The sequence below is a fragment of the Micromonospora trifolii genome, assembly GCF_022229005.1.
GTDB lineage: Bacteria > Actinomycetota > Actinomycetes > Mycobacteriales > Micromonosporaceae > Micromonospora > Micromonospora trifolii.
In genome coordinates this window covers 38,917-64,414 of sequence record NZ_JAKKFD010000005.1, presented here as the reverse complement: position 1 = coordinate 64,414, position 25,498 = coordinate 38,917, and the positions used below count along the sequence as shown (strand labels likewise).

Here is a 25,498-nt window from a genome sequence, read left to right as displayed (position 1 = left end):
GCGGCGAGATGTCACAGCTCCGGGTTCAGCTCGGCCCCCGTCTGTAGGTAGATGAGCGCCGTCGGCGTCGCGACCTCCCACGGTTCGTCGACGGCGATCTCCTCGCCCGGGCGGTCCAGGGCGTCGCCGATCAGGTCCTCGATCGGCGGGTACGGGTTCGTGCCTTCCCGCCAGGGCCGTGGGGTGAGCGTCGGGATCTGCGAGGTTTCCAGATACGTACCGACGACGTGCTCGTAGCCGGCGCGGACCGGCACCGTCACCCGGGCGGCCCCGGCCTGGAGGAACGCCTCGTGCACGGGGTCCGAGCTGGTCTGGGTCCGTAACGTCGCCCACCGTTCCCGGCCAGCCCACTGATACGGGTAGAACAGGTACACCATGTTCTCCCACTCGAAGAGGTCCTCGCCGAACTGGATCTGGTCGGCCTCCGCGGTGGTCTCCAGGCGGTTGATGCGGGGGGCGTCGTCGGCCGGGAACGTCAGGCCACCGAACTGGTCGAACTCGTGGCCGAAGAGCACGGACTGGCAGGCTCGTTTCAGTTCGAGCTGTTCGACGCGCCGGTTCGTCTCGGGGGCCTGCTCGGACCGGTAGACCGCTCGGGCCAGCCGGAGGCGCTGGTCGTTGTCGTACGCCGACAGTTGCGCCAGGTAGCTCGCGCGGATCATCTCGTACGCGCGCAGCCGCCACGCCTCGTAGGCGGCATCGGTACGTTCGCAGCGCACCCGCACCACGACCGTGAGGCCGCCGCGCTGGTCGGCGCTGATCCCGACGGGCAACGGCCCGGGGAGTACGTGCGCCAGCTCGACGGTCTGCTCGCCGTTGGTGGTGTCGTTGGCGGTGACGCGGCACTCCCCGATTGCGATCTGCACGGCCTGGGGCGGGCTTCCCACGTCGTCGGGGTACTCACCCTCCTCCAGCCCCCAGGTGGTGGTCACGTACGCCTCGGTCGCCGCGTAGCCGCTCGGCACCGGCACGTCGCCGACGTACGAGCTGTAACCCCACTCGGGCTGGGACTTGTCGGTGGAGTTCTGGGCGTAGTCGAACGGCCGGGCCGGTGGGTCGGCAAAGGTCACCGTGGCGGACACCACCTCCTCGGGCGGGGGCTCGACACCGACGACGTCCCAGCGTGCGGCCTTGTCGGCGTAGTTCTCCTCGTTGAGGTCGGCGACGTCGAGGAACCAGCCGGCCGGCTTGGCGACCGCGCCCTCGTCGGTGGTCTGCTGCGCCAGGTAGACAAGCACGGCAGCCGGCTCGGGCACGACGAACTGGAGCAGCAGCCGCTCGCCGTAGTTGTAGACCTGCGCCTGGTCGATCTTGGTGAGCCAGCGGTAGATGCCGGCGATGTTCGCCGATCCGCCGGCGTTGTCGAACCGGTGCTCGTTGGTCTCGGTCACCCGGGTCGTGCTGGTGATGGCGCGGCGTTCGGAGACCTCGCTGCGCAACAGTTCGGAGGCCCGCTCGGTGAGGGTCTTGGAGTACGACACGGCCGAGCTCATGCTGCTGGCGGTGGTCGTGGACCGGTCGGCGTTGATGTCGACGCCGGCCTGCACCGGGCCGAAGCCGCCCGAGACGCTGACTCCCAGCGACGTCGAGCTGGTCTGGGTCGCCGCGGTGGTGAGCGCGCGGTCGAGGCTGTTCTGCTCGGTGGTCTCCAACTCCTGGGTGGTCTCGGCGATCGACTGGGTCGAGGTGGTGACCGATTTTTGGGTGCTGGTGTCGACCACGTGAGTGCGGCCGCGTACCTCGCTGGCCAGCACGTTCTCGACGTGCGAGATCTCGCCGAGATCGTAGCGCAGGTGCGTGGTCCGAATGATCATGAGGTCGCCGCGGCCGGCGACCCGGGCCTGCGCGCTCAGCACCGGTACGCGGGACGGGATGTGTTCGATGTCGTCGCCGATGTCGATGGGGTTGTTCTCGACCAGCCGCCCCGACTCCAGCGGGTTGGCTCGCCGGTCCACGCGGCGGCGGGCGGCCTCACGTTCGCCGTCGAAGAGCGTGCCGAGGGTACGCAGCCTGGCGGTGACTGGCACGCCGAGTTCGCCAGCGGCGCGGGCCGTCGCCTCGATGGCCGGGCCGAGGTCGGGGAAGCCTGCCGCCTGGACGTCGGCGAGCGTCGGATCGGGGCGCCCGGTGGCGCGTGCCCGAGTGAGCAGACGCGCTGTGTGGATGGCCAGGTCGCTGAAGTGCTGGGCCACCGCGACGTCGGTGTCGAGCTGCGGGGCCGGCTTCGGCGCGGGCGGCAGTTCCAGCTCGCGGCCCCCGATCAGCGTGCGTACGAGGCAGGTGTCCTCGGCGTTGGTGAGGGCGAGACGGATCAGCGTGATGCCGCGCAGCAGGCGCGGAAGGACGGTCGACGCGGTACCGCGCGGTCGGCCCAGGAACCGGCCGAGGGCTGCCATGTCCACGGTCCAGCGGGTGAGGGCGGCCATCGCGGCGGGGAGCTGTTCCGGGTTGACCCGTCGCTCGGTCGTCCACACGCCGATGATCAGACGCAGCTTCCCGACGGTGAGGTGCGAGTCGACGGCGGCACGCCGGAGCAGGTCCAGGGCCAGCCGCCCGAGATCTTCGAGGCGGTCGTCCTGCTCCTTGCGTCGGGCGGCGTACAACGCCTGGGCCTGCTCCACGTCGCGGCTGGTCAGCGCGTCGCGGACCGGTGGCGAGCAGTCGCCGCGGAAGTCCAGGACCGCGGTGATGATCGTCGGTCCGAGGGTGCAGGTGCCGTCCTCGGCGTCGGCGGGGTCGCCCGCGCGACACAGTTGCACGAAACGGAGTGTGCCTTGGGCCGTCGTTGGCATGGTCGAGCCTCCGGTCAGAGTGATGGCAGGCGCAGGGCAGTCGGCATGCCGTAGGCGTCGACCTGCCGGTTGAGCCGTTCGACGAGCCGATTCCAGGCGTAGATCGCGTCGGGGGTCGAGGCCAGCGCCCGCTGCCATTCGGCCTCGTGCAGCGCGGCCGTGAGGTCGGCCAGGGTCCGCTGGTCGAACGCCATCACCGACTCGCTGGCCCGCTCGATGTCGGTGCGGGCAAACGGTTGCAGGGTGGCGCCCGCCTCCCCCAATGTGAGGTCCTGCGCCCGCGCCGCGGAGTCGTACGCGGCTTCCTCGGCGACGGTCGGAACCAGTCGGTTGCCCCAGCGGTCGACCCGGGTGACACCGCCCATCATCCGCGCGGCGTAGATGTCGTCCAGTGCGTGCCCCGGTGGGGTGAGCAGTTGCAGGTTGCCAGGTTCGGACGCCCCGGTCAGCATGGACAGCCGGCTGCTCCAGAGGTCTTCGTTGAGATTCCTCCGCAACCTGCGTGTCCAGGCCTGCATCTCCCGGATGAACCGCTGGGGTCGCGCGTGTTCCCACTCGTAGGGGCGGATCGCCACGTTTCGCGCCGAGGGGAGCCCCATCGCCGTCTCGAACAGCCTGTTGCGGGACAACCGGTAGTACGGATCGCGGCCGTAACGGCTGTTGAGGTCCGTCGGGTCCCCGCGCGGGGCGGCGTCGCTGCGGCCGTGCCGGTCCCACAACCGTTGGAGTTCAGCGTTGTCGGCGGTCAGGATCCGCTCGTCCTCCAGCTGGGCCGCCAGTTCCCACCGGGCCTGCGTCATGGTCCGGGCGCTGGGGGGCCCTTTGTCGAACGAGAAGCGGTAGATCGGAGCATCCCCGGTGGAGATCATGTGGGCGATCTGCACCTCGGACATCAGCAGGTCGGGGTCGTAGTCCCAGGCGTGCAGCTCGTTGACGCTGCGGACCTGCAGCTCCCGGAACAGGTCCGGGCCCCGGGCGGTCAACGGGATCTCCCGGTCCCAGACCCGCGACGCCAGCACCATGGCGATCGACCGGTGGCCGCGGCTGGTCACCACGCCGCCGTAGGCCGGGTAGTGCAGGTCCGGGCCGACCGGAGCGTTCATCGGGGTGACGTTCAGGCCGTCGGGAAGCACGAGGTGCGAGCCGTCGTGGTATCGGTGGGAGCCGTAGGACACGCCGCCGTCGAACGGCGTCGAGACCGTCCGGAAGTCGGCGTAGATCCGTCGGAGCGCATCGACGTAGCGTGCGGGATCCGACGTCCGCAGCAGCGTCGCGGACGCCTCGCCGAGCAGCGCGTCGACGACAGCGGTCACCTGCGACCCGTATTGTCCGCTGGCCAGGAAACCCCCCACGGTCAGGCCGGGGTTGTCCCGGCGTGCCGTCTCGAAGGCGTGCTGGAGGAAGCCGGACCGGAGGCAGACGCCGGAGCGGTCGACGAGCTGCTCGGGGTCACGCAGGAAGACGGTTGGGACGCCGTCGCCCAGCAGGAGCGCGCGGGCCTGCGGGGTCATCCGCTGGAGCTGGCCCAGCCGCGCGAAGCGCTCCGGTGCGGACAGGCCGGCGTTGGTCGGCGGACGCGCCATCAGGGGCTCCCTTCGACGCGTTCGATCAGTGACGTGGCCAGAGCTGCGTCGTCGGGCACCGCGGCCTCCGCCGCCTCCCGCAGTCGCCGCGTCGGGTCGTCGCCGAGGGTGGTGACCCGCCGACCCGAGGCGAGCAGTGAGCCGAACGCGCGTTCGGCGACCTCGGGAACGAGCACGCCGCCGAGGGTGATGGCGGCCTCGACGCCGCTCATCGGCTCGCCGTAGAGGCCCTTCCCGGTCAGCACGTACGACGCCACACTGCCCAGGTCGCGCAGGTCGTACATCGCCTGAAGAGGGGGGAACGGAACGAACTCGCCGACCACGAGGGCGATGTGGACGATCTCCTCGATCGTCGCGGACCGTGCCTCCAGTTGGCCGTCGGTCTCGACCTCACCGTCCGCGATCAACAGCGGCACGTCGTCGACGTGCGCGACGACCTTCTCGCGATACTGCACGATGCCGTCGAGGTCGGATTCGCCGGCGGCACCGAGGGGCACGTCCAGGATGACGTGCACGTTCTTGGTGCGTACCACGGTCAGCCGGAAGCACGGCGCGAACGTCGTCGTCTCGTCCGGCGGCTCGGCCGACACCTCGCCGTCGGGATCCAGGAAGTCGAGTCGATAGGCGAAGCGGTCCTCACCGCTCGCCGGGTCGACGCGGATTCGGATCGATACGGGCGCGGTCTCCGGCAACCCGCCGAGCCACTGCACGTACGTGTCGAGCAGGCTCATCAGCATCGCGAATACTGCCTCGTCGACGGCCTTCGCCGCCTCGACCAGCCAGTTCGGCTGCCATCCCCACGGGGTGCCCTGGGGCAGTCGCCGCAGGTCCGGCTTCAGCAGCACCAGGTCGACGCCGTCCGAGCAGGTCTCCTGCACCGCCACGGGCCGCGGCTGGTCGCGAGCGCCGACCAGGGCCACGGCGTTCGCGACGAGGTCCGGCTCGGCCATCGGTACGGGCCGCAGCGGTGCGCCGAGCGGCGGCAGCGTCCTCGGCGAACGATGCCGTTCGAACTCGAAGGCGAGCGTCTGATCGCAGGTGATGGTGCCCTGGTTCGGTCGGTAGGCCGCCCGGACCAGGTTCAGGGCGGTCTCGCCCAGCAGCGGCCGCTGTGCGAACGTGACGCCGGGTGCGGCGGCGACCCGCAGCGCCATCGCACTCCAGTGGAAGATCGCCGTCGGGTCCGTGGCCGGGTCGGTGCCCGGCGCGGCGTGGGTGATGCCGAAGCCGCGCGCGGGTGCGAACGCGTAACCGAAGGCGAGGGGCGCGTACTCGACTGTGCCGCGGCCCGACGGCAGCGCGACGGTCTCCGCGCCGCCCCGGACGCGGTGCTCGACGGCCAGGTCGAAGGCGAGCGGACGGGCGGTCGCGAAGTCCAGCACGGTCACGGCGGACGGGTCGAGAGGCCGCCCCAGCGCGGCGGCCGTCGCCACCTCGTAGTACCAGCCGGGCAGGTACACGATGGAGAGGTTCTCCGGACCGAGGTATTGCACGTGCAGCACGTTGCTCATGGCGTCGACGCAGACGAACACCGGGCTGACCGACGACCCGCGGCACAGTTCCCGCCAACGCCCGCCGACGAAATCCGGGGCGTCGACCGTCAGCCAGACGTCCGACAGCAGGCCGCTCAGATGCCGCACCGCCGCATCGGCAGCCGCAAGGCTGGCGGCTTCTCCCATGGCCGGAGGCTAGCGGGGATCGACGCTCAACACTGTCGGCCATGAGCCCACCGTCGGCTATCCGTCGGCGTCGGGCACGTCCTCGGGCTCGGCGACCCAGGCGGAGAAGACCGGCACCCCGTGCCAGGGGCCGGTGGCACCCGCGGCCCGGGTGTCGGTGGCGACCGCCACCACTGCGTACGGGTTGCCGAAGCGCAGCTCGGCGGTGCGGGCGACGCCCTCCGGCGGCAGGCTGGTTATCCCGGCCATGCCGGTCACCGCGGCCGCCTCGAAGCCGTACCTGTCGAACCGGGCCACCGCCGTCTGCCGTGCGTCGAATTCGTCCGCCCGCAGCATCATCGCCGTCGCCAGCACGTCCACCGCGGCCCCGAAGCCAAGCCCCGGGGCGGTCAGGTCATGGTCGTTCCGCGCGGACCAGCAGGGGAGGACGGCGGTGTGCCGCTCGTCGCGGCCAGCGCGGGCCCAGGTGTGTACCCGTTCCTCGGTGAGCGTCCACAGCGGAGTCTCACCGAGCGGCAGGTCGAACAGCGAGCGACTGCCCGCCGGTGGCGCGTTATCGGCCGCGCCGGCGCTCAGGTCGTACGCAATGGCCAGCACCTCAGCCGGTGGCACCTGCGGTGCGGCGGCGACCGAGAGGACCACCAGCCCCGCGCCGTCGGTCGTCTGGGCGGGCGCGGCGTGCACGATCACGTCACCGGCCCGCGCGGTGGACACGATGGCGCAGCGGTGGCCCTCGCTCGGGCTGCGCAGTGCCCGTCTCAGTTGGCCGGCCCACGGGCTGTCGGCGCCGAGCGCGCGTGCGTCGGCGACGTCGAACGGGGTCGCCCAGGACACCCGGGTGGCCAACGCGCTGGCCAGGATGAACTCCACGTTCAATTCGTCCGTCAGGGGAAACGTCTCGATCAGGCCGAGGGTGTGCTCGCGCGCCCAGGCGTCCAACCCGGCCTGGTCGGGCAGTGCGCCGACCTCGGTCGTGCCGGGCAGCGCGGCCTGCCACGCCGCCGGCCCGTCGTCGCCCTGCCCCGTTCGGTGCCAGAGCGCGGTGGCGGACCCGACCAGCGGGTGCGGCGCGTTCAACAGCGTGCGGGCCATCTCGGCCGCGCTCGGCAGGTCGGTGCCCAGCGCCTGCGCAAGCTTCGCGGCTTCACTGTCCGCTGCGGCCGGATCGCTGTCGGCGGTCGTGGCAGCGACCGCGAGCAGCAGCCAGGCGCCGAGCGGGGAGGCGACGTGGTGTCCGTCGCCGACCGTCGCGTGCAGCCGCGCGGCGTACGCGGAGAGCGGCCCGTGCAGATCGGTCCTCATGCCCCCACTCTGCCCGCCTTCCCGGCTCACGACCACAGCTCGAACGGCTCGTCGATCTCGGTGCCGGCGAGGAACGGGGTGATCAGCCGGGGGAGCTGCCCGGGGTAGAACCGTTCCCGACTGGCGACCACCGCCGGCAACGGCCACCAGCGGAAGCTGAAATAGTCCTCCCGCTCGTAGTCGAGCCGGTGTGCCTCGTCCACGTCCGGGCCGGGGCCGGCCAGCCGTACGGCGACGACGACCTCGTCCTGGACGTGCCGTAACTGGCGGTGCAGGAAGCTCGCCCGCCGCCGCCAGTTCGGCGCACCGACCTGGTCGGCCGTGATCACGATGCCGGTCTCCTCCCGCAGCTCCCGCACCGCCGTGTCGCGATAGGTCTCGCCGGGATCCATGCCACCGCCCGGCAGCTCCCACCAGGTGCCCAGCCGGGCGTGGTCCGGGTCGCGGGTGTGGAACAGCAACACCCGGTCGGTGCCGTCGGTGACCACCACCCGCACCGCGCGTCGCTCCAGGATCGGCAGGTCACGGGGCAGCTCGTTCATCGGGCCAGTCTGTCGTACCGCCCGCTCCGGCGGCGGGTAGGCTGCCCGCCGTGGCTGGTCTGTTGAGGAATGTCGCGGCACGTATCTCCCGGGTCGGTGCGGTGATCCCGTCGCCCCGGCGTACCGGGCCGGCGCCCGCGCAGGTGGCCCGCCGCCGTCAGGTGAGCGCGTTGCAGCGTCGGGAGCTGACCTACGCTCCGGAGCGCGACGGTCAGGCCGACCCGGGCGAGATCGTCTGGACGTGGGTGCCGTACGAGGACGACCCGCGCCAGGGCAAGGACCGGCCGGTGCTGGTCGTCGGGCGGCACAGCCGGACCCTGTTCGGGCTGATGCTGTCGAGCCAGAGCGAGCGGGACGGGCAGCGGCACTGGTTCGCTCTCGGGCCGGGTGAGTGGGACCGCGACAACCGGCCGAGCTGGGTCCGGCTGGACCGGGTGCTCACCATGCGCGAGGACAGCATCCGCCGGGAGGGCGCCGTGTTGGATCGGCCCCGGTTCGACCGCGTCGGGCAGGCGTTGCGCGCCGGCTACGGCTGGCGCTGACCGCGCGGCGAGTTGCCCCAGCAGTGGGGCAGCCCGCGCAGTGACGCACCCGGCGGTGAGGTCTATTCGCGGCTTGGGCCGACCGCCGCGCCCTTCGCGTCCGGCGGCGGGTACGGCTGGTCGGCGAGGAGTCGGGCGAGGTGCGCGGAGTTGAGCGCCAAGGCCTTCGTGGTGCGGCCGGTGGTGTCGGGCTTGGGGCCGGCGTCGCGGTAGTCCACTGTCTGTAGTGCCTCGCCGACCCAGTAGGTAGCGGCGGCGGCGGCGATGGTGAACCCGACCTCGTTGAGCGCCTGCTGCACCTCGCCGATGGTGTGGTGGGCGCCGTCCTCGTTGCCGACCACTGCGACACCGGCGACCTTGCCGTAGGTGCGGAGCCTGCCCTCGGCGTCGGTCTCGGAGAGTTCGGCGTCGAGGCGTTCGAGGACCATCTTGCAGACGCTGGAGGGCTGGCCGAGCCAGATCGGCGTGGCGATGATCAGCACCTGGGCTGCCATCAGCTTGGCGCGGATCGCCGGCCAACCGTCGCCGTCGCCCTCATCGGTGGACACCCCGAAGCGAACGTCGTGGTCGACGACCCGGATCATCTCGCCCTCCACGCCCTGCGTGGCCAGTTCGGCGAGCACCTCCCGACCGAGTTGCTCAGCGCTCGACGGCGTCGGCGACGGTTTGAGGGTGCAGTTGAGGACGAGGGCGCGAATGCTGGCCACGTCGGTTCCTTCCGGCCGTCGTATGCGGATGCTGTCTCCCATACCCGGCAAACGATCGAAGACACCTCAGCCGCGCGAGCTGGTCGACACCACGGCCCGGCGCGACGGCATGATCGGGGCTGCCGAGCCGTACACGGCGCTGGACCGGCACCTGGCCACGCTGCGCCAAGCGTGGTCGCGGCCGGCGAAATCGGTGGGCCGGCGACCCGGGTGCTGGCATGGTGGCAGCATGGCGCAGGACCTCGCGCGACAGGTGGCCGACCAGGTGTGGGCGCACTTCGGCCTGCGGCTGTCCACGCTGGACCGGGTGGCCCACGGTGCGGATCAGCACGCCCGACTGTGGCTCGCCTCCACCGTCGACGGCACCCGGTACGCGGTCAAACTGAGCGGTGGTGGCACATCGGCCGGCCTGGTCGTGACGGCGTACCTGGCCGACCAGGGAGTGCCGGGCATCGCCGCGCCGCTGCGGATCCACGACGGACGGTTGTTCGTCGACCACGGCAACCACCGCCTCTCGGTGGTGCCGTGGGTCTCCGACCAGCGGGCACTCGACGGCCCGATGACCAGCGCACACTGGCGCGCGTACGGTGCGGTGCTGGCCGCCGTGCACGCGGCCCCGGTGACCGGGGAGCTGAGTCGGCTGCTGCCGGCGGGCGGCGCCGCGTACCCCTCGATCGTGGCCGCGACCCGCGCGATGGCCGCGCGGCTGCGCGACCCGGACGCGGGCGACCTCGTGGATCCGCTGTTCGCAGAGCTGGCGGGGGTGTGGTCCGCGGCGGCCGACCGGCTGGGCGTCCTGACCACCGAGATCGAGCGCGGCGCCGTCGACCTGGTGGCCCGACCCGGCTCGGGCGTCGTCTGCCACGGCGACCCGCACCTGGGCAACCTCCTGCTCGGCGCGGACGGACAGGTCTGGCTGATCGACTGGGACGACGCGGTGCTCGCTCCGGTCGAGTGTGACCTGATGTTCGTCCTTGGCGGGGTGCTCGCGTTCGCGCCGATCACCGCCGAGCAGCAGAAGGCCGTGCTCGCCGGTTACGGCACCACCGACGTCGACCCGGCACGGCTGGCCTGGTTCCTCGCGGTCCGCGCGCTCGACGACCTCAGCGACTGGACCCGCCAGGCGTTGAACCGCGATGCCGAGGCGTCTGACCGAAGCCGTGCGGCGCGGATCGTACGGGGATTGGTGTCGCCCGTCGGCCTGGTCACCCTCGCCGACACGGCGATGCGCGGTCTCGACCGGCGGCGCGGCACTCCCGCGATCTTGCACTTTCTGCCCGGGCAAGGGTCACAGAAGCCGTGAAACGGCGACAGAAAAGCGCAAGATCGGCGGGGCAGGGGTGGGGCGGCAACACCCTAGGGGTGGACATGGAGACGGGCTGCGGCTGTCCGGGTTGAGTCGATGAGAGTTTTCTCGTGACGCTGCGGTCGGCTTGTCTCCAGTCGGTCGCGCGCCCACCGCAGCTCGGTGCACCCGTCTGGCCGGCAGCGAGGGCACGATCCGGGTGCCTGGTGTTGCGTGATGGTCTGCCGGGCCAGCATCAGTACCCACACCGACCGGGGCAACTCCCGCTCGATCATCTGCGGTGCGCCTTGAGCGTGTCGCGTGCCCAGGTCAACATCTCGCACCCGTCGTCCTGGCACTGCAGGCAGCGGCTCGGTGACCCGTAATGCTGGGTGATCACCCGCTGCGCAGTCCAGATGACCAGCGCTGGCGTTACGGGTCCGTCGTCCATCGCCACGGTTCCACCTCCCGAGTCGGGCAGGTCCGGGCACCGATCCCTGATCAGGAACCCAGACCGCTCACCGAAAGAGCCCTCGCGGGTTTTCGTCCGCCCGGCCCCCAGGCCACAGGCTAGACGTGTACGAGTATGAACGTCTAGGAACGTATCTAAAGAATCCGCGTCATGTCTGCTCAACTAGCCTCGTCCCATGATCGATCCGCACGGCCCCGTGCCGGTGTACCAGCAGGTGGCGGACATCCTGGCCGCCCGCATCGCCAGCGGAGAACTAGCACCCCACCGGCCGATCCCGAGTGAGTCGGCGATCGTCCAGGAATTCGGCGTGGCACGCGGAACGGCCCGGCGCACCGTGGCCGCACTGCGCGAGCGCGGGTTGGTCTACACCGTGCCGCAGCGCGGGACGTACGTCGGCCAGCCGGAGAGCTGAACGGCCCATCCCGGCTAGGGCAGGGCGGTCAAGAGCGCCGAGCGCGGGACCTGATTGATCAATTGCCCCGGTGGTCCGGCGTGTCTGCCAGCTGAACAGGTCAGCGCTCCGACAGGAAGGCACTGTCGACCAGTTGGCGGGGTGATCGGGCGCCACCGAGGCTCTTCGCCTGGTACATGGCCGCGTCGGCGCGGCTGAGCGCGTCGGTGAGTTGGGCCGGGCCGGTCACCGGGGCGAGCCCGACGGAGGCGGTGACCCGGACACTGCACCCGCTCAACCGGATCGGCGCGGCGACGGTCTCGCTGAGCCGGCGGGTCGAGTGCTCGATCCAGCGCCGGTCGACGGTGGGGCTGGAGAGCAGCCCGGCGAACTCGTCGCCACCGAGGCGGGCCACGAGATTGTCACCGGCGAAGCCGGCGAGCCGCTCGGCAACACTGATCAGCACCTGGTCGCCGGCGGCGTGCCCGTACCGGTCATTGATCTGCTTGAAGTCGTCCAGGTCGAGCACCACGGCGATCAGCGGCTGGCCGGCGGCGTCGGTGAGCAGGGCGGCCGCCAGACGGTAGAAGGCGCGTCGATTGGGCAGCCCGGTGAGCGGGTCGTGACTGGCGGCGTGCCGTTCGGCGGCCAGCTCCGCCTGGAGGTGGCCGATCTCAGCCTCGGCACGCACCGCTCGTCGGCGTAGTTGCCAGGAGGAGAGCAGTGCGCCGGCTGCGCAGACGCCGGAGGCGACACTCATCGGATCCGGCACGAACCCTCCCATCGCCGCGACCGCCTCCAGCCTTCGGTTGACGCGGCGCGCCGCGTCGGGCCCAGTTTTGCCTGATCGTTGCCCGTGTGGGGGTAACACAAAGTGAACGGATGGGCACCGATCATGTGCGTTATCATGCTCGCCGTCGGATGCAGATGCAATAGCAGATGCACGTGCAGAACCGTCCAATGTCGATACCGCACCCCCTCGCCGTCACCGCTCCTCCCACGGCCACCGGCGGGCTCGTAACAGAAAGACGCCTCCATGCAGCAGCCACCCAATGGCGTACCGATCCACCAGTTGCCTCCGCTGAGCTGGCAGAAGAGTCGCCGCAGCAACCCCAGCGGCAACTGCGTCGAACTGGCCGAACTGCCCGAGGGAGCGGGCATCGCGGTCCGCAACTCACGACACCCGGAAGGGCCGGCGCTGATTTACACGGTGGACGAGATCGCCGCCTTCGTTCTCGGTGCGCGGGACGGAGATTTCGACCATCTGATCAACTGACCGTCCGGGGGTGGGTCGTCCCGGTGACGGGACTGATTCACCGGCGCGGAGGAGTTCATCTCACTGTCGGTCCATGGCATGCTTACACGTCGGCCGGGCCGGGGCGCCCGGCCGCCGTGGGTCGGTGTCCGGAGGTCCGCACGTGACGATCGTTCCCGCCGAGGGTGGCCCGACAACCGGGCCGACAGTGCTGCGCATACTGCTCGGCGCCCAACTGCGCCGACTCCGGGAGTCCAGCGGTGTGACCCGGGAGGGCGCCGGCTGGGAGATCCGCTCCTCCGAATCCAAGATCAGTCGGATGGAGCTGGGCCGGGTCGGTTTCAAGGAGCGCGACGTCGCCGACCTGTTGACCCTCTACGGCGTCACCGAGGACCACGAGCGCGACGCGCTGCTCAAGCTCGCACGGGACGCGAACAGCCCTGGCTGGTGGCACCGCTACGGCGACGTGTTGCCGTCCTGGTTCCAGTCGTACCTGGGCCTGGAGGCCGCCGCCGCACTGATCCGCAGCTACGAGGTGCAGTTCGTGCCCGGCCTCCTGCAGACCCGGGAGTACGCCCGGGCGGTCGTGCTGCTCGGGCACGGCGCGGCCGGTCCGGGTGAGATCGACAGACGCGTCGCGCTGCGGATGCAGCGTCAGCAGTTGCTCCAGCGGCAGAACCCGCCGCAACTCTGGGCCGTGGTGGACGAGGCGGCCCTGCGCCGGCCGATCGGCGGCGCGGAGGTCATGCGCGGCCAGCTCACCGCGCTCATCGAGGCGACCAAGTCGCCGCACATCCGGCTCCAGGTCATCCCGTTCGCCGCCGGTGGCCACGCCGCCGCCGGGGGTGCCTTCACCATCCTGCGCTTCGGCGACCAGGAGCTTCCGGACATCGTCTACATCGAACAGCTCACCAGCGCCATCTACCTGGACAAGCGCGACGATCTGGATTACTACGCGGTGGCCATGGAGCGGCTCTGCGTCGAGGCCGAGCCGCCGGAGCGTACGGCGGAGATCCTCAGCGGCCTGCTGGACGACCTCTACCCGGCCTGACTCCAGACCGCGCCGGTTCCTCAGGCGGGACTCGTAGCTCACGTATTGACCGACGCCGAACAGTCGGGCTAGTCTCTGTATCGATACAGACTGGATCGATACAGAGAGGTGCCGGTGAAGCCAACACTGCAAGCCGTGGCCGACGCCGTCGGCGTCTCCCGCAGCACCGTGTCCAACGCCTACAGCCGCCCCGACCAGCTCTCCGCCACCCTGCGCGAGCGGATCCTGGACGCCGCCCGGCAACTCGGGTACCCCGGCCCCAACCCCACCGCGCGCTCCCTGCGCCGGGGCTTCGTCGGGTCGATCGGGGTGCTGTTCACCTCGCAACTGTCGTACGCCTTCACCGACCCGTTCGCGGTCCGCTTCCTCGCCGGTGTCGGCGCGGCGGCCGAGCGGCACGGCACCAGCATGCTGCTGGTGCCCCTGCCTCCGGCGGTGACCGACGCCCGACGGGCGGTGGAGAACGCCGCCGTCGACGGGTTCTGCGTCTACTGCGTCGCCGACGAGGAGTGGGCGTTGGACGTGATCCGCCAACGCGGGCTGCCGTTCGTCAGCACGGCCGCCCGCGACGACGCCAGCGCCGACGAACGGTTCGTCGGCATCGACGAGCGGGCCGCCGCGCGCAGCGCCGCCGCGCACATCGTCGGGCTCGGGCACCGTCGGGTGGCACTCCTCGCCGACTCGGTGCTGCCCGACGCGCCAGCCGGCCCGCTCACAGTGGCCGGGGTCGACCAGGTGCCGCACCCGACCACCCGGGGTCGGCTCGGCGGGTTCGCCGACGCCTTCGCCGAGGTCGGCGTCGGCTGGGCCGAGCTGACACTGGTCAACGTCCCCGGCAACAGCCGGTCGGCGGCGGCCGCAGCCATCGCCGGGCTGTTCGACCAACCCGCACCGCCGACCGCCGTGCTGGCCGGCTCCGACGTCCTCGCGCTCGGTGTGCTGGACGCCCTGGCGGCACGGCCGGCCCATGATCGCCCGACCGTCTCGGTGACCGGCTTCGACGACGTCGCCGAGGCCGCCGCGGCCGGCCTCACCACCGTCCGGCAACCAGCCGAGGAGAAGGGCCGCATCGCCGCCGAACTGCTGCTCGACCCGCCTGCGGACGCCGCGGCCGGTCACGTGTTGCTGCCCACCGAACTCGTCGTCCGGGACTCCACCGGACCTGTCCCGAGGAGCTGACCATGGAACTTCCCACCGGATACCTCACCGCGCTCGACGCCATGAACCGGCACATCAACTCGGCCCGACCGGACGCTCCGGTCCAGGTCGAACACCCCCGTCGGGCACTGCTCGCCCCGACCCGGCAGGCCACCGCCCTCGCCCTGCGCCGGCTCGCCGACCGCATCCAGCCGCGACCGCTGCCCGCCAGCCCGCGCTGCTCCTGACCCGCACCAATCCCATTCCGGTACGCACGGGACGAACAGTGTGGGTCCGGGCACGCAGAGTGGTCGAGGGCGGTGTTGCCAGGCAGACTGGTGAAGCCATGTCGCCGCTCACGCCCACTCTCCGCCTCCACGACCGCTACGTACTGCACGAGCGGATCGGTCTCGGTGGCATGTCCGAGGTGTGGCGAGGCGACGACGAGGTGCTCGGGCGGCCGGTCGCGATCAAGGTGCTCGCCGGGCAGTTCGCCACCGACCCACAGCTGCGGGCCACCATCCAACGCGAGGCCCGCGCGGCCGCCCGGCTGACCCACCCACACGTGACCCAGGTGTACGACTACGCCGAGGCGACCCTGGCCGGCGGCGTCGTGGTCCCGTACCTGGTGATGGAGCTCGTCGACGGTCACAACCTGGCCGACCGGCTGCGCAACGGGCCGCTGCCCTGGCCGGAAGCGGTCCGGGTGGCCGGGCAGATCGCCGCCGCGCTGGCCGCCGCGCACCGCATCGGCGTCGTGCACCGCGACGTCAAGCCCGGCAACGTCATGCTCACCGACACCGGCGCCAAGGTGCTCGACTTCGGCATCGCCGCGCTCGGCGGCCTCGACAGCCAGTCCGGCGAACCGCTGATGGGCACCCCCGCCTACTTCGCCCCGGAACGGCTGACCGCCGGCCCGCCCGACCCGGCGAGCGACGTGTACGCCCTCGGCGCACTGCTCTACCGCACCCTCACCGGGCGGGCGCCGCTGCCCGTGCAGAGCTGGGAGGACGCTCTGGAGGTGCACCGGCGGGGCACCCCGGTGCCGCCGCTGCGGGTGCCCGGCCTTCCCGCCGACATCGCCGAGCTGACCGTCGCCTGCCTGGCCGCCAACCCGGCCGACCGGCCGAGCGCCGCGCACCTGGCCCGCCGCTTCGGCGCCGGTCAGCCGGTCGAGCCGCCCACCGAGCTGCTGCGCATCCGGCCGGCCGCCCACCCGCCCACCCTGATCGACAGGTCGGTGGTGGCCGGCCCCGTCCCGGCAACCGCCGCACCGGCCCGACGCCGATCGCGTCGGCCCCTCGCCGTGCTCGTCGCGGCCGTGCTCGCCGTGCTGATCGGCGTCGGCGTCCTGTTCGTGGAGAATCCGCTCGGCAACCCGGGCACACCCGACCCGACCGAGATCGCGGCCGCGCCGTCGACCTCCACCTCCGCCCCGGCCCCCGCGCCCACGACACACTCGCCGACGCCGGCCGCACCGCCCCCGCCACGCCCCAGCGCCAGCACCGCGCCCCCTACCGTCGGGCAGCAGCTACCGGTCAGCTTCCGGGAGGTGAGCAGCGAGTTCGCCGCCATCCTCGCCACCGCTGTCGCCCGCGGCGACGTCGACCCGAAGACCGCCGAGGATCTGCGTGACGACCTCGCCGATCTCAACCGCCGCACCAGGGACCGCGCCGAGCGCGTCGCCGACCTACGGGACCACATCGCCGAGCTGGTGCGGCGAGACCGCCTACCAGCGCAGACGGGCGCGAAACTGGACGCTCTGCTCACCCAGGCCGGCAGCTTCTCCACCAGCCGTACGGACGACTGATACCCGCGTCGATACCGCTGGCATGATGTCCCGATGCGGACACGTCTGATCTTCGTGCGACACGGCGAGTCGGTCCACCAGCTCGAAGGAATCGTCGGCGGGCCACGTGGCTGTCGGGGTCTCACCGCCCTCGGCCACGAGCAGGCACACGACCTGGCCAACCGGCTCACCAGTGAGGTCACCGCCGCCGGGCCGGTGGCGGTCTACTCGTCCGTGCTGCGCAGGGCCGTCGAGACCGCGCAACCGATCGGCGCGGCGTTCGGCGTCCGACCCGTGGCCGACTGCGGTCTCTGCACCTGGCACACACCCCCGTACGCCGACGGCCTGCCGACCGCCCTCTTCCGCACCGACCACGCGGTGGCCGGTGGCGGCGTGTTCCGACCGTTCGAGGAGGGCAACGAGAGCTGGGCCGAACTGGTGGTCCGCGTCAGCCGCGCGATCATGGAGATCGCCCACCGGCACCGGGGCTCCACAGTGGTCCTGGTCGGCCACAGCGAAACCGTGGAGGGCGCCTTCCACGCGCTCGGCGCGCAGCCGGTCTTCCGGGCGTTCGACCTGGACGTGCCCCCGGCCTCGATCACCGAATGGACCACCGACCACGACCCCGGCGGTTGGCCGCCGGCCCGCTGGACGCTGCGTCGCTTCGCCGACACCGGCGGGTGGGCTAGAGCGTGATCCAGTACCGCCGTGCCGGGCCGAGGTCGGTGTCCCGGATGCCCTCCAGGACGCCGCCGCAACGCTCGACCGTCGTCGACGACGCGTCGTTGCCCGCCTCGCAGACCAGCAGCACCCGATCCACGCCGAGCGCCCGCGCGTGGGCGAGCATCCGGCCCAGCGCCCAGGTCGCCAGCCCCCTGCGGCGTGCGGACGGGCGGATGCCATAGCCGATGTGGCCGGCAGCCCACAGCAGGTGGTCGTTGAGCTCGTGTCGCAGCGCGATCCCGCCGAGCACCCGGTCGTCCTCGGCGATCCACAGGTACGTGCACGGCACGCGACCCGCGTCCAACGGCTTCGCCGGATCCGACTGGTCGGCCAGTCGGGTCACCCAGGCCGCGAACCCCTCCGGCGAGCGCACCTCGTCAGTCGACCGCAGCCCGAAACCGTCCTCGTGGAGACCGGGGCCCCACTCGTCGTGCGCCTCCAGCCAGGCGGCGTGCAGTCGGACGGTGGGCGCGAGCAACTCGGGCATGCCGCGACGGTAGCCGCCCGCCGGCACGTCGTACCCGCCCATCGGTTTCCGCCGGCCGTAGTCTCACCGACATGACGACAACGCAGACACACACCCTCGCCGTACCCGGCGTCGACCTGGTCTACGACGTCCGGGGCCCGCTGCCCCCGTCCGGCGGGCACCCCGTGCTGCTCATGATCGGTCAACCGATGACGGCGGAGGGCTTCACCGCGCTCGCCCCGCACTTCACCGACCGCACCGTCGTCACCTACGACCCGCGCGGGCTCGGCCGCAGCGTCCGCACGGACCGCCGCATCGACCACACGCCGCAGCAGCAGGCGGCCGACCTGCACCTGCTGATCACGGCGCTCGGCGCCGGCCCGGTCGACGTGTTCGCCAGCAGCGGCGGTGCGGTGACGGCACTCGACCTCGTCGCCACGTACCCGCGCGACGTCGTCACGTTGGTGGCGCACGAGCCGCCGATCAACGCGGTGCTCCCCGACGCCGGGGCCGCCGAGCGCGCGCGGGCCGGCTTCTACGAGGCGTACCAGGCGAAGGGCAGCGGTGCCGGCATGGCCGCGTTCATCGCGATGACGTCGTGGCAGGGCGAGTTTACCGATGCCTACTTCGCCCAGCCCACCCCCGACCCGGCGATGTTCGGCATGTCGACCGACGACGACGGCACCCGCGACGATCCGCTGCTGTCGCAGAACTCGTGGGCGGTCTCCGACTACCGGCCCGACGCCAGCCTGCTCACCGCGGCACCGACCCGGATCGTGATCGCGGTCGGCGAGGAGTCGACGGGGACGTACACCGCGCGAACGACCCTCGGCCTGGCGGCCCTGCTCGGTCAAGAGCCAGTGGTGTTCCCGAGTCACCACGGCGGCTTCCTCGGGGGTGAGTTCGGCTACGCGGGCAAGCCCGAGGAGTTCGCTGTGCGGTTGCGCGAGGTGCTGGGCGCCGGCTGACCGGCCGCGCTACTTGGCCAGGAGCTGCTCCCGCAGGATCTCGGCGTGCCCGCAGTGCTGGGCCAGCTCGCGCAGCACGTGCAGGTACACCCAGCGCAGCGGCAGCGGGCCGCGCCGGTTGCCGCGCAGCAGATCGTCCAGGCCCAGCGACGCCGTCGCGCGGCGGGAGGCCTCGCACGCCTCGCGGTGTGCTCGCTGGATCGAGGCGATCGTGTCGTCGTCGTCGAGGATGAACGACTCGTCCGGCGTCGCGGGAATGCCGATCTCGGAACGGGACCGACACGTGACAGCCTCGTCGAACCAGACCTTCTCCACGAACGCGGCGTGCTTCACCAGACCCAGCAGTGTCGTCCGGGACGGCACCAACGACCGGCGCGCCTGCTCCTCGGTCAGCCCGTCCAGGTAGCCGTTGAGCGCTCTGCGGTGCTCGTCGATGAACGCCTCGAACTGCGTCTGAGCTGACTGGCCGACGACATCGTCGGCGAAGGTCGGGGGAAAGGCTGTCATTCCCGAAGCATTCCAAGGTCGTCGCTGCCGTGCAAACAGCACACTCAGCCAAAGGAGAGAAGAGCGCCGCGCTCGTCGAAGCGGGCGGTGCCCGCCCAGGCGATCTCCCACCGGTTGCCCTCCGGGTCGGCGATGTAGCCGGAGCGCCCACCCCAGGACCGGTCGGTCGGCTGCGCCACCACCGTCGCCCCCGCCGCGACGGCCGCCGCGAAGGCCGCGTCGACCTGCTCAGGACTGTCGACATTGCAGGCCAGGGTGACGCCGGACCAACCACCGGCCGGCGCCGGCGCTCCCGGCGCCGCCTCGGCGGCCAACTCCGGCAGCGGGTAGAGCGCGAACAGCACTCCACCGAGCAGGAAGGCCGACCAGTCGTCGTCACTGGCCGGCAGCTCGGGCCACCCCAACGACCGGTAGAACGACCGCAGCGCGGCGATGTCGCGTGCTCCCAGCGTGACCACTGACAGACGGGAGGGGACGGTGCTCATGAGCTGATCCTGCCCGAGGCGTACGACAGCGGCCAGGCGTCGCCGTTCAGTCGGCGCGGCCGGAGAAGTGGTCGGCAAGCACCGGCGCCGCTGCGCTCGTACGCAATGGTGGTGCCGTCCGCCGAGCGGACAGTGCCGGTCGTCGCGGCCTAGTCCATGCGCTCCTCCTCGTGTCGATGACACTGCCCCACGCTAGGGGACGGGTCCGCGTCGACTTCCAGTCAGCCGATGCTGACGCTGACCGACTCGCCCGGTTCGGTGCCCGCGCGGGCGTACACCTCGCCGTTTGGCGTCCAGACGCCCGAGAGCCCCGCCGCCTCGGTGTAGCCACCTCCCGTCGACCCGGCGAAGCTCGCCACCGCCACCCAGACCCGGTGCGCGGTGGCGATCCGGTGCGCCCGCTGGTCTATCACTGCGGCGTCGCTGGCCGACTCCAGGACGCCCGCCGCGTACACGTCGATCCCGAGCGCGGCCGTCCGCTCCGCGTGCGCGGCCACGCCGGTGTCCTTGCAGATTGCCAGCCCCACCCGCCAACCGTCCACATCGAGCACGACCGGGGCATCGCCGGGCCGGAACCGGCGGGCCTCCGCGTCCCCCAGCCACATCTTGCGGTACGCCACCGTCGCACCGACGCCGGTCACCGCCAGCATCGCGATGTGGTCGCCGACGACCGGCGCGCCGACCAGGGCCAGCGCGCCCGCCTCGGCGCATGCCTCGACCAGCGGCGCCAATCGCGGGTCATCGGCCGACACGACCGGCGCGTCCAACTCGTACCCGGTCAGCGACAGCTCTGGAAAGACCACCACCCGGGCGCGCGCCGCGCGGACCGCTGCGGCGTGCGCCCGCGCGTTTGCCGCGACATCCAGGGGTACGCACGGCGGCTGGACCACAGCGAGCCGCAGCGGGGTGCGGTTTTCCACACCCTCGCCGGTGTGGTCGACCCGTGGGGTCGGGCGGTCGGCCTCATGGTCGACTCTCAGGATGACTTCGTAACGTGGGCGCATGATTCGAACGTCCCACGCCGTGTTCGCCACCGGAACCCCCGCCGCCGCAGCGGAGCCACCACAGGACGGGATCGTCGGCTACGTCACTGACCTGGTGGAACGACTCGGCGGGCCCGGTGCCGGCCTGGCGGTGGCGTTGGAGAACCTCTTCCCGCCGATCCCCAGTGAGGTGATCCTGCCGCTGGCCGGGTTCGTCGCCGCGCAGGGACGGATGAGCCTGGTCGGTGCGATCTTCTGGACCACGCTGGGCTCGGTGGTGGGCGCGCTCGCGCTCTACCTGATCGGCGCGGCCCTGGGGCGCGACCGGATGCGCGCCATCGTGTCCCGGCTGCCACTGGTCAAGCTCAGCGACGTGGACCGGACCGAGGCGTGGTTCCTGCGGCACGGTGTGAAGGCGGTCTTCTTCGGCCGGATGATTCCGATCTTCCGGAGTCTGATCTCCATCCCGGCGGGCGTGGAACGGATGCCGGTGACCACGTTCCTGCTCTACACCACGCTGGGCAGTCTGATCTGGAACACCACCTTCGTGCTCGCCGGCTACCTGCTGGGCGACAACTGGCACCTCGTCGAGGGCTACGTCGGCACGCTCCAGAAAGTGGTGATCGTGGTCTGCGTGGCGGCGGCCGCCTGGTTCGTCGGGTCCCGCGTGCGCAAAGCCCGCCGCGCCGCCCGGAACCCCGAGCCGACCGAGCCCGAGCAGAGCGACCTGAACGGGATGCCCGACCCGGGCGGTCGCGGCACCCTCTACCGAAGCGGAACCTGGGCCTCGGACGAGCGCTAGCCAAGACTCGGTGTGGAAGGCGGGCGAGGTGGTGGGGGAGTGGCGACCCGGCGCGTGGTGGCTTCGGCTCCGTCTGCCTCTCGGCGTCGCCGTCGGGATCGCGACGGCCGCCGTCGAGTTCGGCTTCCTCGTCGTCGCGGCCGCCGCATCCAGCGTGCGCGCGGTCGCGCCCGCGGCCGGCCGTCGGGTCGCCGACCTGACCGACCGGTACGCGAGCCGGCTGGTAGGGATGGAACATCGCCGCCTCGCCGGGTTGCTCGCCGCGGAGGACCTGCCCGTGCCGAACGCCGTCGCGACCCGGCGGCAGATCGGCTACCTGGCCGCCCGACTGGTACCCGGCACGCTCGCCCTGCTGGCATACGCGGTGCTCGGCGTCGGCGTGGTGCTGGCCGGGATCGTGCTGCGCGCAGCGGTGCGCGGAGAGCTGACCCTCCTCGACGCCCTGTCCCAGATCGCCGTCGGGGCGGTGCTGTTACTGCTCAACGTTCAGGCCGTTGCCAGCATCGCCGCGCTGGACATCCGGCTGGCGCGACGACTGCTCGGGCCGGGCAGCCGGGCGGAGCTGACGCGGCGGGTCCACGAGCTGACCGCCAGTCGGGCCGGGGTCATCGCCGCCGTCGACGCCGAACGGCAGCGCATCGAACGCGACCTGCATGACGGCCTCCAACAGCGGCTGGTCGCCCTCGGCATGCTCCTCGGCCGGGCCCGGCGCGCCCGCGACGCCGACCGCACACACGCACTGCTCGCGCAGGCACACGAGGACGTGCAGCGGGCCATCGAAGAGTTACGCGAGGTCGCCTGGCGGGTCTACCCGTCAGCACTGGACGACAGCGATCTGGGCGAGGTCCTGGCCATCGTCGCCCGCGGATCCGAGGTGCCGGTGCGGATCCGCTGCGAGCTGCCGGCCCGCCCCGAGCGGCAGGTCGAGACGGTGCTGTACTTCGTGGCCTGTGAGGCGCTCACCAACGCCGCGAAACACGCCGCCGCTACCCTGGTCACTGTCGAAATCGGAGTACGGGATGGGTGGATCCGGATGCGCGTGCACGACGACGGCGTCGGCGGGGCCGAACCGACCGGGCGCGGGTTGTCCGGGCTGGCGAGGCGGGTCGCCGCGCTGGACGGGCGCCTGCTGGTGACCAGCCCGCCCGGCGGCCCGACGACCGTGCTGGCGCAGCTGCCGTGCGACTAGTCCTCGCCGAAGACTCGACGCTGCTCCGGGAAGGCTTGACGCGGCTGCTCGCCGACGAGGAGCACGAGGTGCTCGCGGCGGTCGGGACCGCCGACCACCTTGTCGAGGCGGTCGGACGAACCCGTCCCGACGTGGTCGTCACCGACGTCCGGATGCCACCCAACCACACCGATGACGGGCTACGGGCCGCCCTGGAGATCCGTCGTCGGTGGCCCGACACCGGCGTCCTCGTGCTCTCCCAGTACGTGGAGCGGCGTTACGCCGGGCGGCTGCTCGCGGACCGTCCCGAGGGGGTCGGCTACCTGCTCAAGGACCGGGTCGCCCAGGTGGACGACTTCCTCGACGCACTCGACCGGGTCGCCGCCGGAGGCACCGCCCTCGACCCGGAGGTGGTCCGCCAGGTGGTGGCCGGCTCGGACCGGCCCGACCCGTTCGGTCGGCTCACGCCACGGGAACGGGACGTCCTGCACGAGATGGCCCAGGGGCACACGAATCTCGCCATCGCCCAGCGGTTGCACGTCTCGCAGAGCGCTGTCGAGAAGCACGTCAACGCCATCTTCGACAAACTCGACCTCGCGCACACCACTGGCTACAGCCGACGAATCCTCGCGATCCTCCGCTACCTGGGCACCTGATCCGCCAGCCGCGCGGGCGGAGTCGACATGATCGACTCGGGTTCCTTGACGTCGGGGTGTCCCGGCGTCGGGGATGCCGCGACTTCCGTGAGCCCGAGTGGATCACGTGGCTGCGGGCGGATTCGACCCTGTGGACGGCGTGTCGCCTGGGTGGTTTGTCGGGTGGTGGGTGGTTGTGGGTGGTGACTGGGCGCACGCTCAGGGTGGAATCCTGGCGGGGTCGGGGTCGTTACATACCCTGACGATCGCAGTACCACCGACCCGCCGCCCACCCCCTGGGGGCTGGTCGCGCAGGTGGGAATGCCAGCCCGGACCCGTTCGTTACAGTCCCCACGAACGACCGACTGGCACCGCTCCGACGAGGGTGCCGGCCCCGGAATGACCTCGGCCCCCCGGTCGTTACATCTGGACCCGGCGCCACGAGCCCCCGCTCGCAGGCCGCCGACCCCGGACGCCCGACACGGCGTCCACCTCCCAAGACTTTCCCCTTGTTATGTGCAGCGCCGGACGAGGTGCTCACACCCTGCCGCCGCCCCCTATTGGCGGTTGGGGTGTCCTACCCCCGAAGGAGCTACCCCTCATGAACACGATCTTCCGTAAGAGCATGCTGTCTGTTGCTGGTCTCGCGTTCGCCGGTGGTGTCTTCGCCGGCCCGATCGCCGCCCACGCCGCCACCCCGGCCGATGGCAAGCCCGTCGCCGCCGCCGTGCAGCAGTCGGCGCCGAAGCCGCAGGGCGACCAGTCCCACATCACCCTGAACGACGAGCAGACCGCCAACGTGAAGGCGATCATCGCCGCCACGAAGAAGGCCGGCCTGCCCGAGCGGGCCGCGGTCATCTCGATCGCGACGAGCCTGCAGGAGTCCAAGCTGGAGAACCTGGGTCACCTGGGCGACGCCAACGACCACGACTCGCTGGGCCTGTTCCAACAGCGCCCGACCAGTGGTTGGGGCACCCCGGAGCAGATCACCAACCCCGAGTACTCCACCACCGCGTTCCTCAAGGGCCTCAAGCAGGTCGACGGCTGGCAGGACATGCCCCTGACCCAGGCGGCGCAGACCGTGCAGGTGTCGGCGTACCCGGACGCCTACGCCCAGTGGGAGCAGCAGGCCACCGACCTGGTCGGCCAGCACTGGAACAGCTGACCCGCACGACAAGCACGCAGCACGACACCGACCGCTGGCCGGCACCCGCAACCCGGGGTGCCGGCCAGCGGCATTTCCGTTTGCGTGCGGCAGACACGTGTCACTGGTCGCGGGTGCCGCCCTGCGGGGTGTCCGCCGGCAGCGGATGGCGCGGTTCGGTTGGTGGCTGCCAGCAGATCTTGGACAGTTTCCGTTCCGCGCTAACGGAAACTGTCCAAGATCTCGCGGGGCATGGCTGTTTCGCGGCGGGATGGCGGGTGTCCTGGCCGTGAGGCGACCGGCGGTGTGGCGATGGGCCTGACGGCACCCGGCCCGGCGGGGGCGGGGGAACAACGTGGGGTGCGGGCTGGTTGTGGAGGGTGTCGGTGTGACTCAGTGTCCCCGGGCCTCACCTAATATCGCCTTCGCGGAATACCGTTCGGCTGGAGCCGCGTCGTGCCACTCGCCGAGAGGCGACCTGCACACCGACACCAGCGCCGCCCCCGGCCCACCGGCCGGGGGCGGCGCTGTCTGTGCTCATCCGTCAGTGCGTGGCGGCACAATGTCCGGGTGACTGACGCGCAGCCGTGGTCCGGGCAGTCGGGCGTACTCGTACTCCCCAGTGGGGCGATGGTGCGCGGACGCCGCGTCGCTGCCGCGACCTCGCCGGCCGACTTCGCCGTGCTGTTGGCTCCCGGTCCGGAGCCGGCCTGGCCGCACCGGCGGATCCGGTGGCCCGATTTCTGGGTGCCGCTCGACAGCGCCGAAGCCCTCGACGTCCTGCGGGAGGCGCTGCGACGGGCCCACGAGGGTGAACGTGTCGAGGTGGCCTGCCGGGGTGGGGTGGGTCGCACCGGAACGGCCCTGGCCGCGCTGGCGATCCTCGACGGCCTGCCGGTCGAACGGGCGGTGCCGTTTGTTCGGGCCGGCTACCACCCGAAGGCGGTGGAGACCCCCTGGCAGCGGCGCTGGCTGCGCCGCGTCTCCTGACCGCGGGCGGCCGGGCCACCGCTTGCCCTGGCCGCTTGCCCTGGCTGCCCGGGCCGCCGGCCCTGGCTGCCCTGGCCGCCGGCCCTGGCTGCCCGGGCCG

Annotated in this window: 26 protein-coding genes; 15 read left to right on the top strand and 11 right to left on the bottom strand. The window is 71.7% G+C overall.

Annotation, left to right across the window (positions count from 1 at the left end; translation table 11 throughout):
* Positions 1 to 11: 11 nt before the first annotated feature.
* Genes NIE79_RS04770 through NIE79_RS04750 form a run of 5 tightly spaced genes read right to left on the bottom strand, consistent with a single transcriptional unit; the run spans position 12 to position 7,898 of the window.
* Complete coding sequence (locus NIE79_RS04770; RefSeq protein WP_238677385.1) at positions 12 to 2,759, bottom strand: hypothetical protein; 2,748 nt, start codon at positions 2,757 to 2,759, stop codon at positions 12 to 14.
* A 47-nt stretch (positions 2,760 to 2,806) separates the two neighbouring features.
* On the bottom strand, positions 2,807 to 4,375 hold the full coding sequence (locus NIE79_RS04765) for a hypothetical protein (RefSeq protein ID WP_238677384.1): 1,569 nt from the start codon (positions 4,373 to 4,375) through the stop codon (positions 2,807 to 2,809).
* Entirely contained in the window at positions 4,375 to 6,054 is a 1,680-nt protein-coding gene (locus NIE79_RS04760; RefSeq protein ID WP_238677383.1) for a hypothetical protein, read from the bottom strand. Before NIE79_RS04760 ends, NIE79_RS04765 begins: the two co-directional genes overlap by 1 nt.
* A gap of 57 nt (positions 6,055 to 6,111) precedes the next feature.
* Entirely contained in the window at positions 6,112 to 7,356 is a 1,245-nt protein-coding gene (locus NIE79_RS04755) for a hypothetical protein (RefSeq protein WP_238677382.1), read from the bottom strand.
* Between the two features lie 26 nt (positions 7,357 to 7,382).
* Positions 7,383 to 7,898 (bottom strand): NUDIX hydrolase, encoded by a 516-nt coding sequence (locus NIE79_RS04750; protein ID WP_238677381.1) that lies wholly within the window; start codon positions 7,896 to 7,898, stop codon positions 7,383 to 7,385.
* A 50-nt stretch (positions 7,899 to 7,948) separates the two neighbouring features.
* Here NIE79_RS04750 and NIE79_RS04745 point away from each other — a divergent pair, with 50 nt between their 5' ends.
* Positions 7,949 to 8,440 (top strand): type II toxin-antitoxin system PemK/MazF family toxin, encoded by a 492-nt coding sequence (locus NIE79_RS04745; protein ID WP_030336385.1) that lies wholly within the window; start codon positions 7,949 to 7,951, stop codon positions 8,438 to 8,440.
* A gap of 62 nt (positions 8,441 to 8,502) precedes the next feature.
* Here the strand turns inward: NIE79_RS04745 and NIE79_RS04740 are convergent, their stop codons facing one another.
* The gene (locus NIE79_RS04740) at positions 8,503 to 9,147 is read right to left on the bottom strand and encodes a flavodoxin family protein (protein WP_238677380.1); all 645 of its coding nucleotides are present in this window, start codon (positions 9,145 to 9,147) and stop codon (positions 8,503 to 8,505) included.
* Positions 9,148 to 9,376: 229 nt separating this feature from the next.
* Here NIE79_RS04740 and NIE79_RS04735 point away from each other — a divergent pair, with 229 nt between their 5' ends.
* Both NIE79_RS04735 and NIE79_RS04730 read left to right on the top strand, forming a co-directional pair.
* Positions 9,377 to 10,450: a phosphotransferase enzyme family protein gene (locus tag NIE79_RS04735; protein WP_238677379.1), complete on the top strand. Its 1,074-nt coding sequence runs from the start codon at positions 9,377 to 9,379 to the stop codon at positions 10,448 to 10,450.
* 629 nt (positions 10,451 to 11,079) lie between these two features.
* Positions 11,080 to 11,316, top strand: coding sequence for a GntR family transcriptional regulator (locus tag NIE79_RS04730; protein WP_238677378.1), 237 nt, complete (start codon positions 11,080 to 11,082; stop codon positions 11,314 to 11,316).
* A gap of 100 nt (positions 11,317 to 11,416) precedes the next feature.
* Here NIE79_RS04730 and NIE79_RS04725 read toward each other — a convergent pair whose 3' ends face one another.
* The gene (locus NIE79_RS04725; RefSeq protein WP_238677377.1) at positions 11,417 to 12,067 is read right to left on the bottom strand and encodes a GGDEF domain-containing protein; all 651 of its coding nucleotides are present in this window, start codon (positions 12,065 to 12,067) and stop codon (positions 11,417 to 11,419) included.
* Positions 12,068 to 12,331: 264 nt separating this feature from the next.
* Here NIE79_RS04725 and NIE79_RS04720 point away from each other — a divergent pair, with 264 nt between their 5' ends.
* From NIE79_RS04720 to NIE79_RS04695, 6 genes are all read left to right on the top strand, one after another.
* Positions 12,332 to 12,571: a DUF397 domain-containing protein gene (locus NIE79_RS04720; RefSeq protein WP_091406718.1), complete on the top strand. Its 240-nt coding sequence runs from the start codon at positions 12,332 to 12,334 to the stop codon at positions 12,569 to 12,571.
* Between the two features lie 142 nt (positions 12,572 to 12,713).
* Positions 12,714 to 13,601 carry a Sco1979 family transcriptional regulator gene (locus NIE79_RS04715; RefSeq protein WP_238677376.1) on the top strand — a complete coding sequence of 296 codons (888 nt, stop codon included), beginning with the start codon at positions 12,714 to 12,716 and terminating at the stop codon, positions 13,599 to 13,601.
* Positions 13,602 to 13,736: 135 nt separating this feature from the next.
* The gene (locus NIE79_RS04710) at positions 13,737 to 14,780 is read left to right on the top strand and encodes a LacI family DNA-binding transcriptional regulator (RefSeq protein ID WP_238677375.1); all 1,044 of its coding nucleotides are present in this window, start codon (positions 13,737 to 13,739) and stop codon (positions 14,778 to 14,780) included.
* 2 nt (positions 14,781 to 14,782) lie between these two features.
* Complete coding sequence (locus tag NIE79_RS04705; protein WP_238677374.1) at positions 14,783 to 14,986, top strand: hypothetical protein; 204 nt, start codon at positions 14,783 to 14,785, stop codon at positions 14,984 to 14,986.
* Positions 14,987 to 15,084: 98 nt separating this feature from the next.
* Positions 15,085 to 16,548 carry a serine/threonine-protein kinase gene (locus tag NIE79_RS04700; protein WP_238677373.1) on the top strand — a complete coding sequence of 488 codons (1,464 nt, stop codon included), beginning with the start codon at positions 15,085 to 15,087 and terminating at the stop codon, positions 16,546 to 16,548.
* A 33-nt stretch (positions 16,549 to 16,581) separates the two neighbouring features.
* Positions 16,582 to 17,223: a histidine phosphatase family protein gene (locus NIE79_RS04695; protein ID WP_238677372.1), complete on the top strand. Its 642-nt coding sequence runs from the start codon at positions 16,582 to 16,584 to the stop codon at positions 17,221 to 17,223.
* On the opposite strand, the gene NIE79_RS04690 is transcribed toward NIE79_RS04695, so the two are convergent.
* On the bottom strand, positions 17,213 to 17,737 hold the full coding sequence (locus NIE79_RS04690) for a GNAT family N-acetyltransferase (protein ID WP_238677371.1): 525 nt from the start codon (positions 17,735 to 17,737) through the stop codon (positions 17,213 to 17,215). The genes NIE79_RS04695 and NIE79_RS04690 overlap by 11 nt on opposite strands.
* A gap of 71 nt (positions 17,738 to 17,808) precedes the next feature.
* Between NIE79_RS04690 and NIE79_RS04685 the strand changes: the two genes are divergently transcribed.
* Positions 17,809 to 18,684 (top strand): alpha/beta fold hydrolase, encoded by an 876-nt coding sequence (locus NIE79_RS04685; RefSeq protein ID WP_238677370.1) that lies wholly within the window; start codon positions 17,809 to 17,811, stop codon positions 18,682 to 18,684.
* A 9-nt stretch (positions 18,685 to 18,693) separates the two neighbouring features.
* On the opposite strand, the gene NIE79_RS04680 is transcribed toward NIE79_RS04685, so the two are convergent.
* From NIE79_RS04680 to NIE79_RS04670, 3 genes are all read right to left on the bottom strand, one after another.
* Entirely contained in the window at positions 18,694 to 19,191 is a 498-nt protein-coding gene (locus tag NIE79_RS04680; protein ID WP_238677369.1) for a DinB family protein, read from the bottom strand.
* Between the two features lie 44 nt (positions 19,192 to 19,235).
* Positions 19,236 to 19,676 (bottom strand): VOC family protein, encoded by a 441-nt coding sequence (locus NIE79_RS04675; RefSeq protein WP_238677368.1) that lies wholly within the window; start codon positions 19,674 to 19,676, stop codon positions 19,236 to 19,238.
* A 221-nt stretch (positions 19,677 to 19,897) separates the two neighbouring features.
* Positions 19,898 to 20,596: a carbon-nitrogen hydrolase family protein gene (locus tag NIE79_RS04670; RefSeq protein ID WP_238677448.1), complete on the bottom strand. Its 699-nt coding sequence runs from the start codon at positions 20,594 to 20,596 to the stop codon at positions 19,898 to 19,900.
* An 82-nt stretch (positions 20,597 to 20,678) separates the two neighbouring features.
* Here NIE79_RS04670 and NIE79_RS04665 point away from each other — a divergent pair, with 82 nt between their 5' ends.
* The 5 genes from NIE79_RS04665 (at position 20,679) to NIE79_RS04645 (ending at position 25,398) form a co-directional block, all read left to right on the top strand.
* Positions 20,679 to 21,461 (top strand): DedA family protein, encoded by a 783-nt coding sequence (locus tag NIE79_RS04665; RefSeq protein ID WP_238677367.1) that lies wholly within the window; start codon positions 20,679 to 20,681, stop codon positions 21,459 to 21,461.
* Positions 21,462 to 21,471: 10 nt separating this feature from the next.
* The gene (locus NIE79_RS04660; protein ID WP_238677366.1) at positions 21,472 to 22,650 is read left to right on the top strand and encodes a sensor histidine kinase; all 1,179 of its coding nucleotides are present in this window, start codon (positions 21,472 to 21,474) and stop codon (positions 22,648 to 22,650) included.
* A complete protein-coding gene (locus NIE79_RS04655) occupies positions 22,641 to 23,285 on the top strand; it encodes a response regulator (protein ID WP_238677365.1) in 645 nt (214 codons plus the stop codon). Before NIE79_RS04660 ends, NIE79_RS04655 begins: the two co-directional genes overlap by 10 nt.
* 580 nt (positions 23,286 to 23,865) lie before the next feature.
* Complete coding sequence (locus NIE79_RS04650; RefSeq protein ID WP_238677364.1) at positions 23,866 to 24,429, top strand: hypothetical protein; 564 nt, start codon at positions 23,866 to 23,868, stop codon at positions 24,427 to 24,429.
* 549 nt (positions 24,430 to 24,978) lie between these two features.
* Positions 24,979 to 25,398 (top strand): protein-tyrosine phosphatase family protein, encoded by a 420-nt coding sequence (locus NIE79_RS04645; protein WP_372471413.1) that lies wholly within the window; start codon positions 24,979 to 24,981, stop codon positions 25,396 to 25,398.
* Positions 25,399 to 25,498: the final 100 nt, after the last annotated feature.

Coding starts and splice junctions, on each gene's coding strand:
- NIE79_RS04675 (WP_238677368.1), bottom strand. CDS start 19,676: ATGAGCACCGTCCCCTCCCGTCTGTCAGTGGTCACGCTGGGAGCACGC.
- NIE79_RS04750 (WP_238677381.1), bottom strand. CDS start 7,898: ATGAACGAGCTGCCCCGTGACCTGCCGATCCTGGAGCGACGCGCGGTG.
- NIE79_RS04665 (WP_238677367.1), top strand. CDS start 20,679: ATGATTCGAACGTCCCACGCCGTGTTCGCCACCGGAACCCCCGCCGCC.
- NIE79_RS04695 (WP_238677372.1), top strand. CDS start 16,582: ATGCGGACACGTCTGATCTTCGTGCGACACGGCGAGTCGGTCCACCAG.
- NIE79_RS04720 (WP_091406718.1), top strand. CDS start 12,332: ATGCAGCAGCCACCCAATGGCGTACCGATCCACCAGTTGCCTCCGCTG.
- NIE79_RS04730 (WP_238677378.1), top strand. CDS start 11,080: ATGATCGATCCGCACGGCCCCGTGCCGGTGTACCAGCAGGTGGCGGAC.
- NIE79_RS04680 (WP_238677369.1), bottom strand. CDS start 19,191: ATGACAGCCTTTCCCCCGACCTTCGCCGACGATGTCGTCGGCCAGTCA.
- NIE79_RS04705 (WP_238677374.1), top strand. CDS start 14,783: ATGGAACTTCCCACCGGATACCTCACCGCGCTCGACGCCATGAACCGG.
- NIE79_RS04685 (WP_238677370.1), top strand. CDS start 17,809: ATGACGACAACGCAGACACACACCCTCGCCGTACCCGGCGTCGACCTG.
- NIE79_RS04690 (WP_238677371.1), bottom strand. CDS start 17,737: ATGCCCGAGTTGCTCGCGCCCACCGTCCGACTGCACGCCGCCTGGCTG.
- NIE79_RS04760 (WP_238677383.1), bottom strand. CDS start 6,054: ATGGGAGAAGCCGCCAGCCTTGCGGCTGCCGATGCGGCGGTGCGGCAT.
- NIE79_RS04700 (WP_238677373.1), top strand. CDS start 15,085: ATGTCGCCGCTCACGCCCACTCTCCGCCTCCACGACCGCTACGTACTG.
- NIE79_RS04765 (WP_238677384.1), bottom strand. CDS start 4,375: ATGGCGCGTCCGCCGACCAACGCCGGCCTGTCCGCACCGGAGCGCTTC.
- NIE79_RS04755 (WP_238677382.1), bottom strand. CDS start 7,356: ATGAGGACCGATCTGCACGGGCCGCTCTCCGCGTACGCCGCGCGGCTG.
- NIE79_RS04735 (WP_238677379.1), top strand. CDS start 9,377: ATGGCGCAGGACCTCGCGCGACAGGTGGCCGACCAGGTGTGGGCGCAC.
- NIE79_RS04650 (WP_238677364.1), top strand. CDS start 23,866: ATGAACACGATCTTCCGTAAGAGCATGCTGTCTGTTGCTGGTCTCGCG.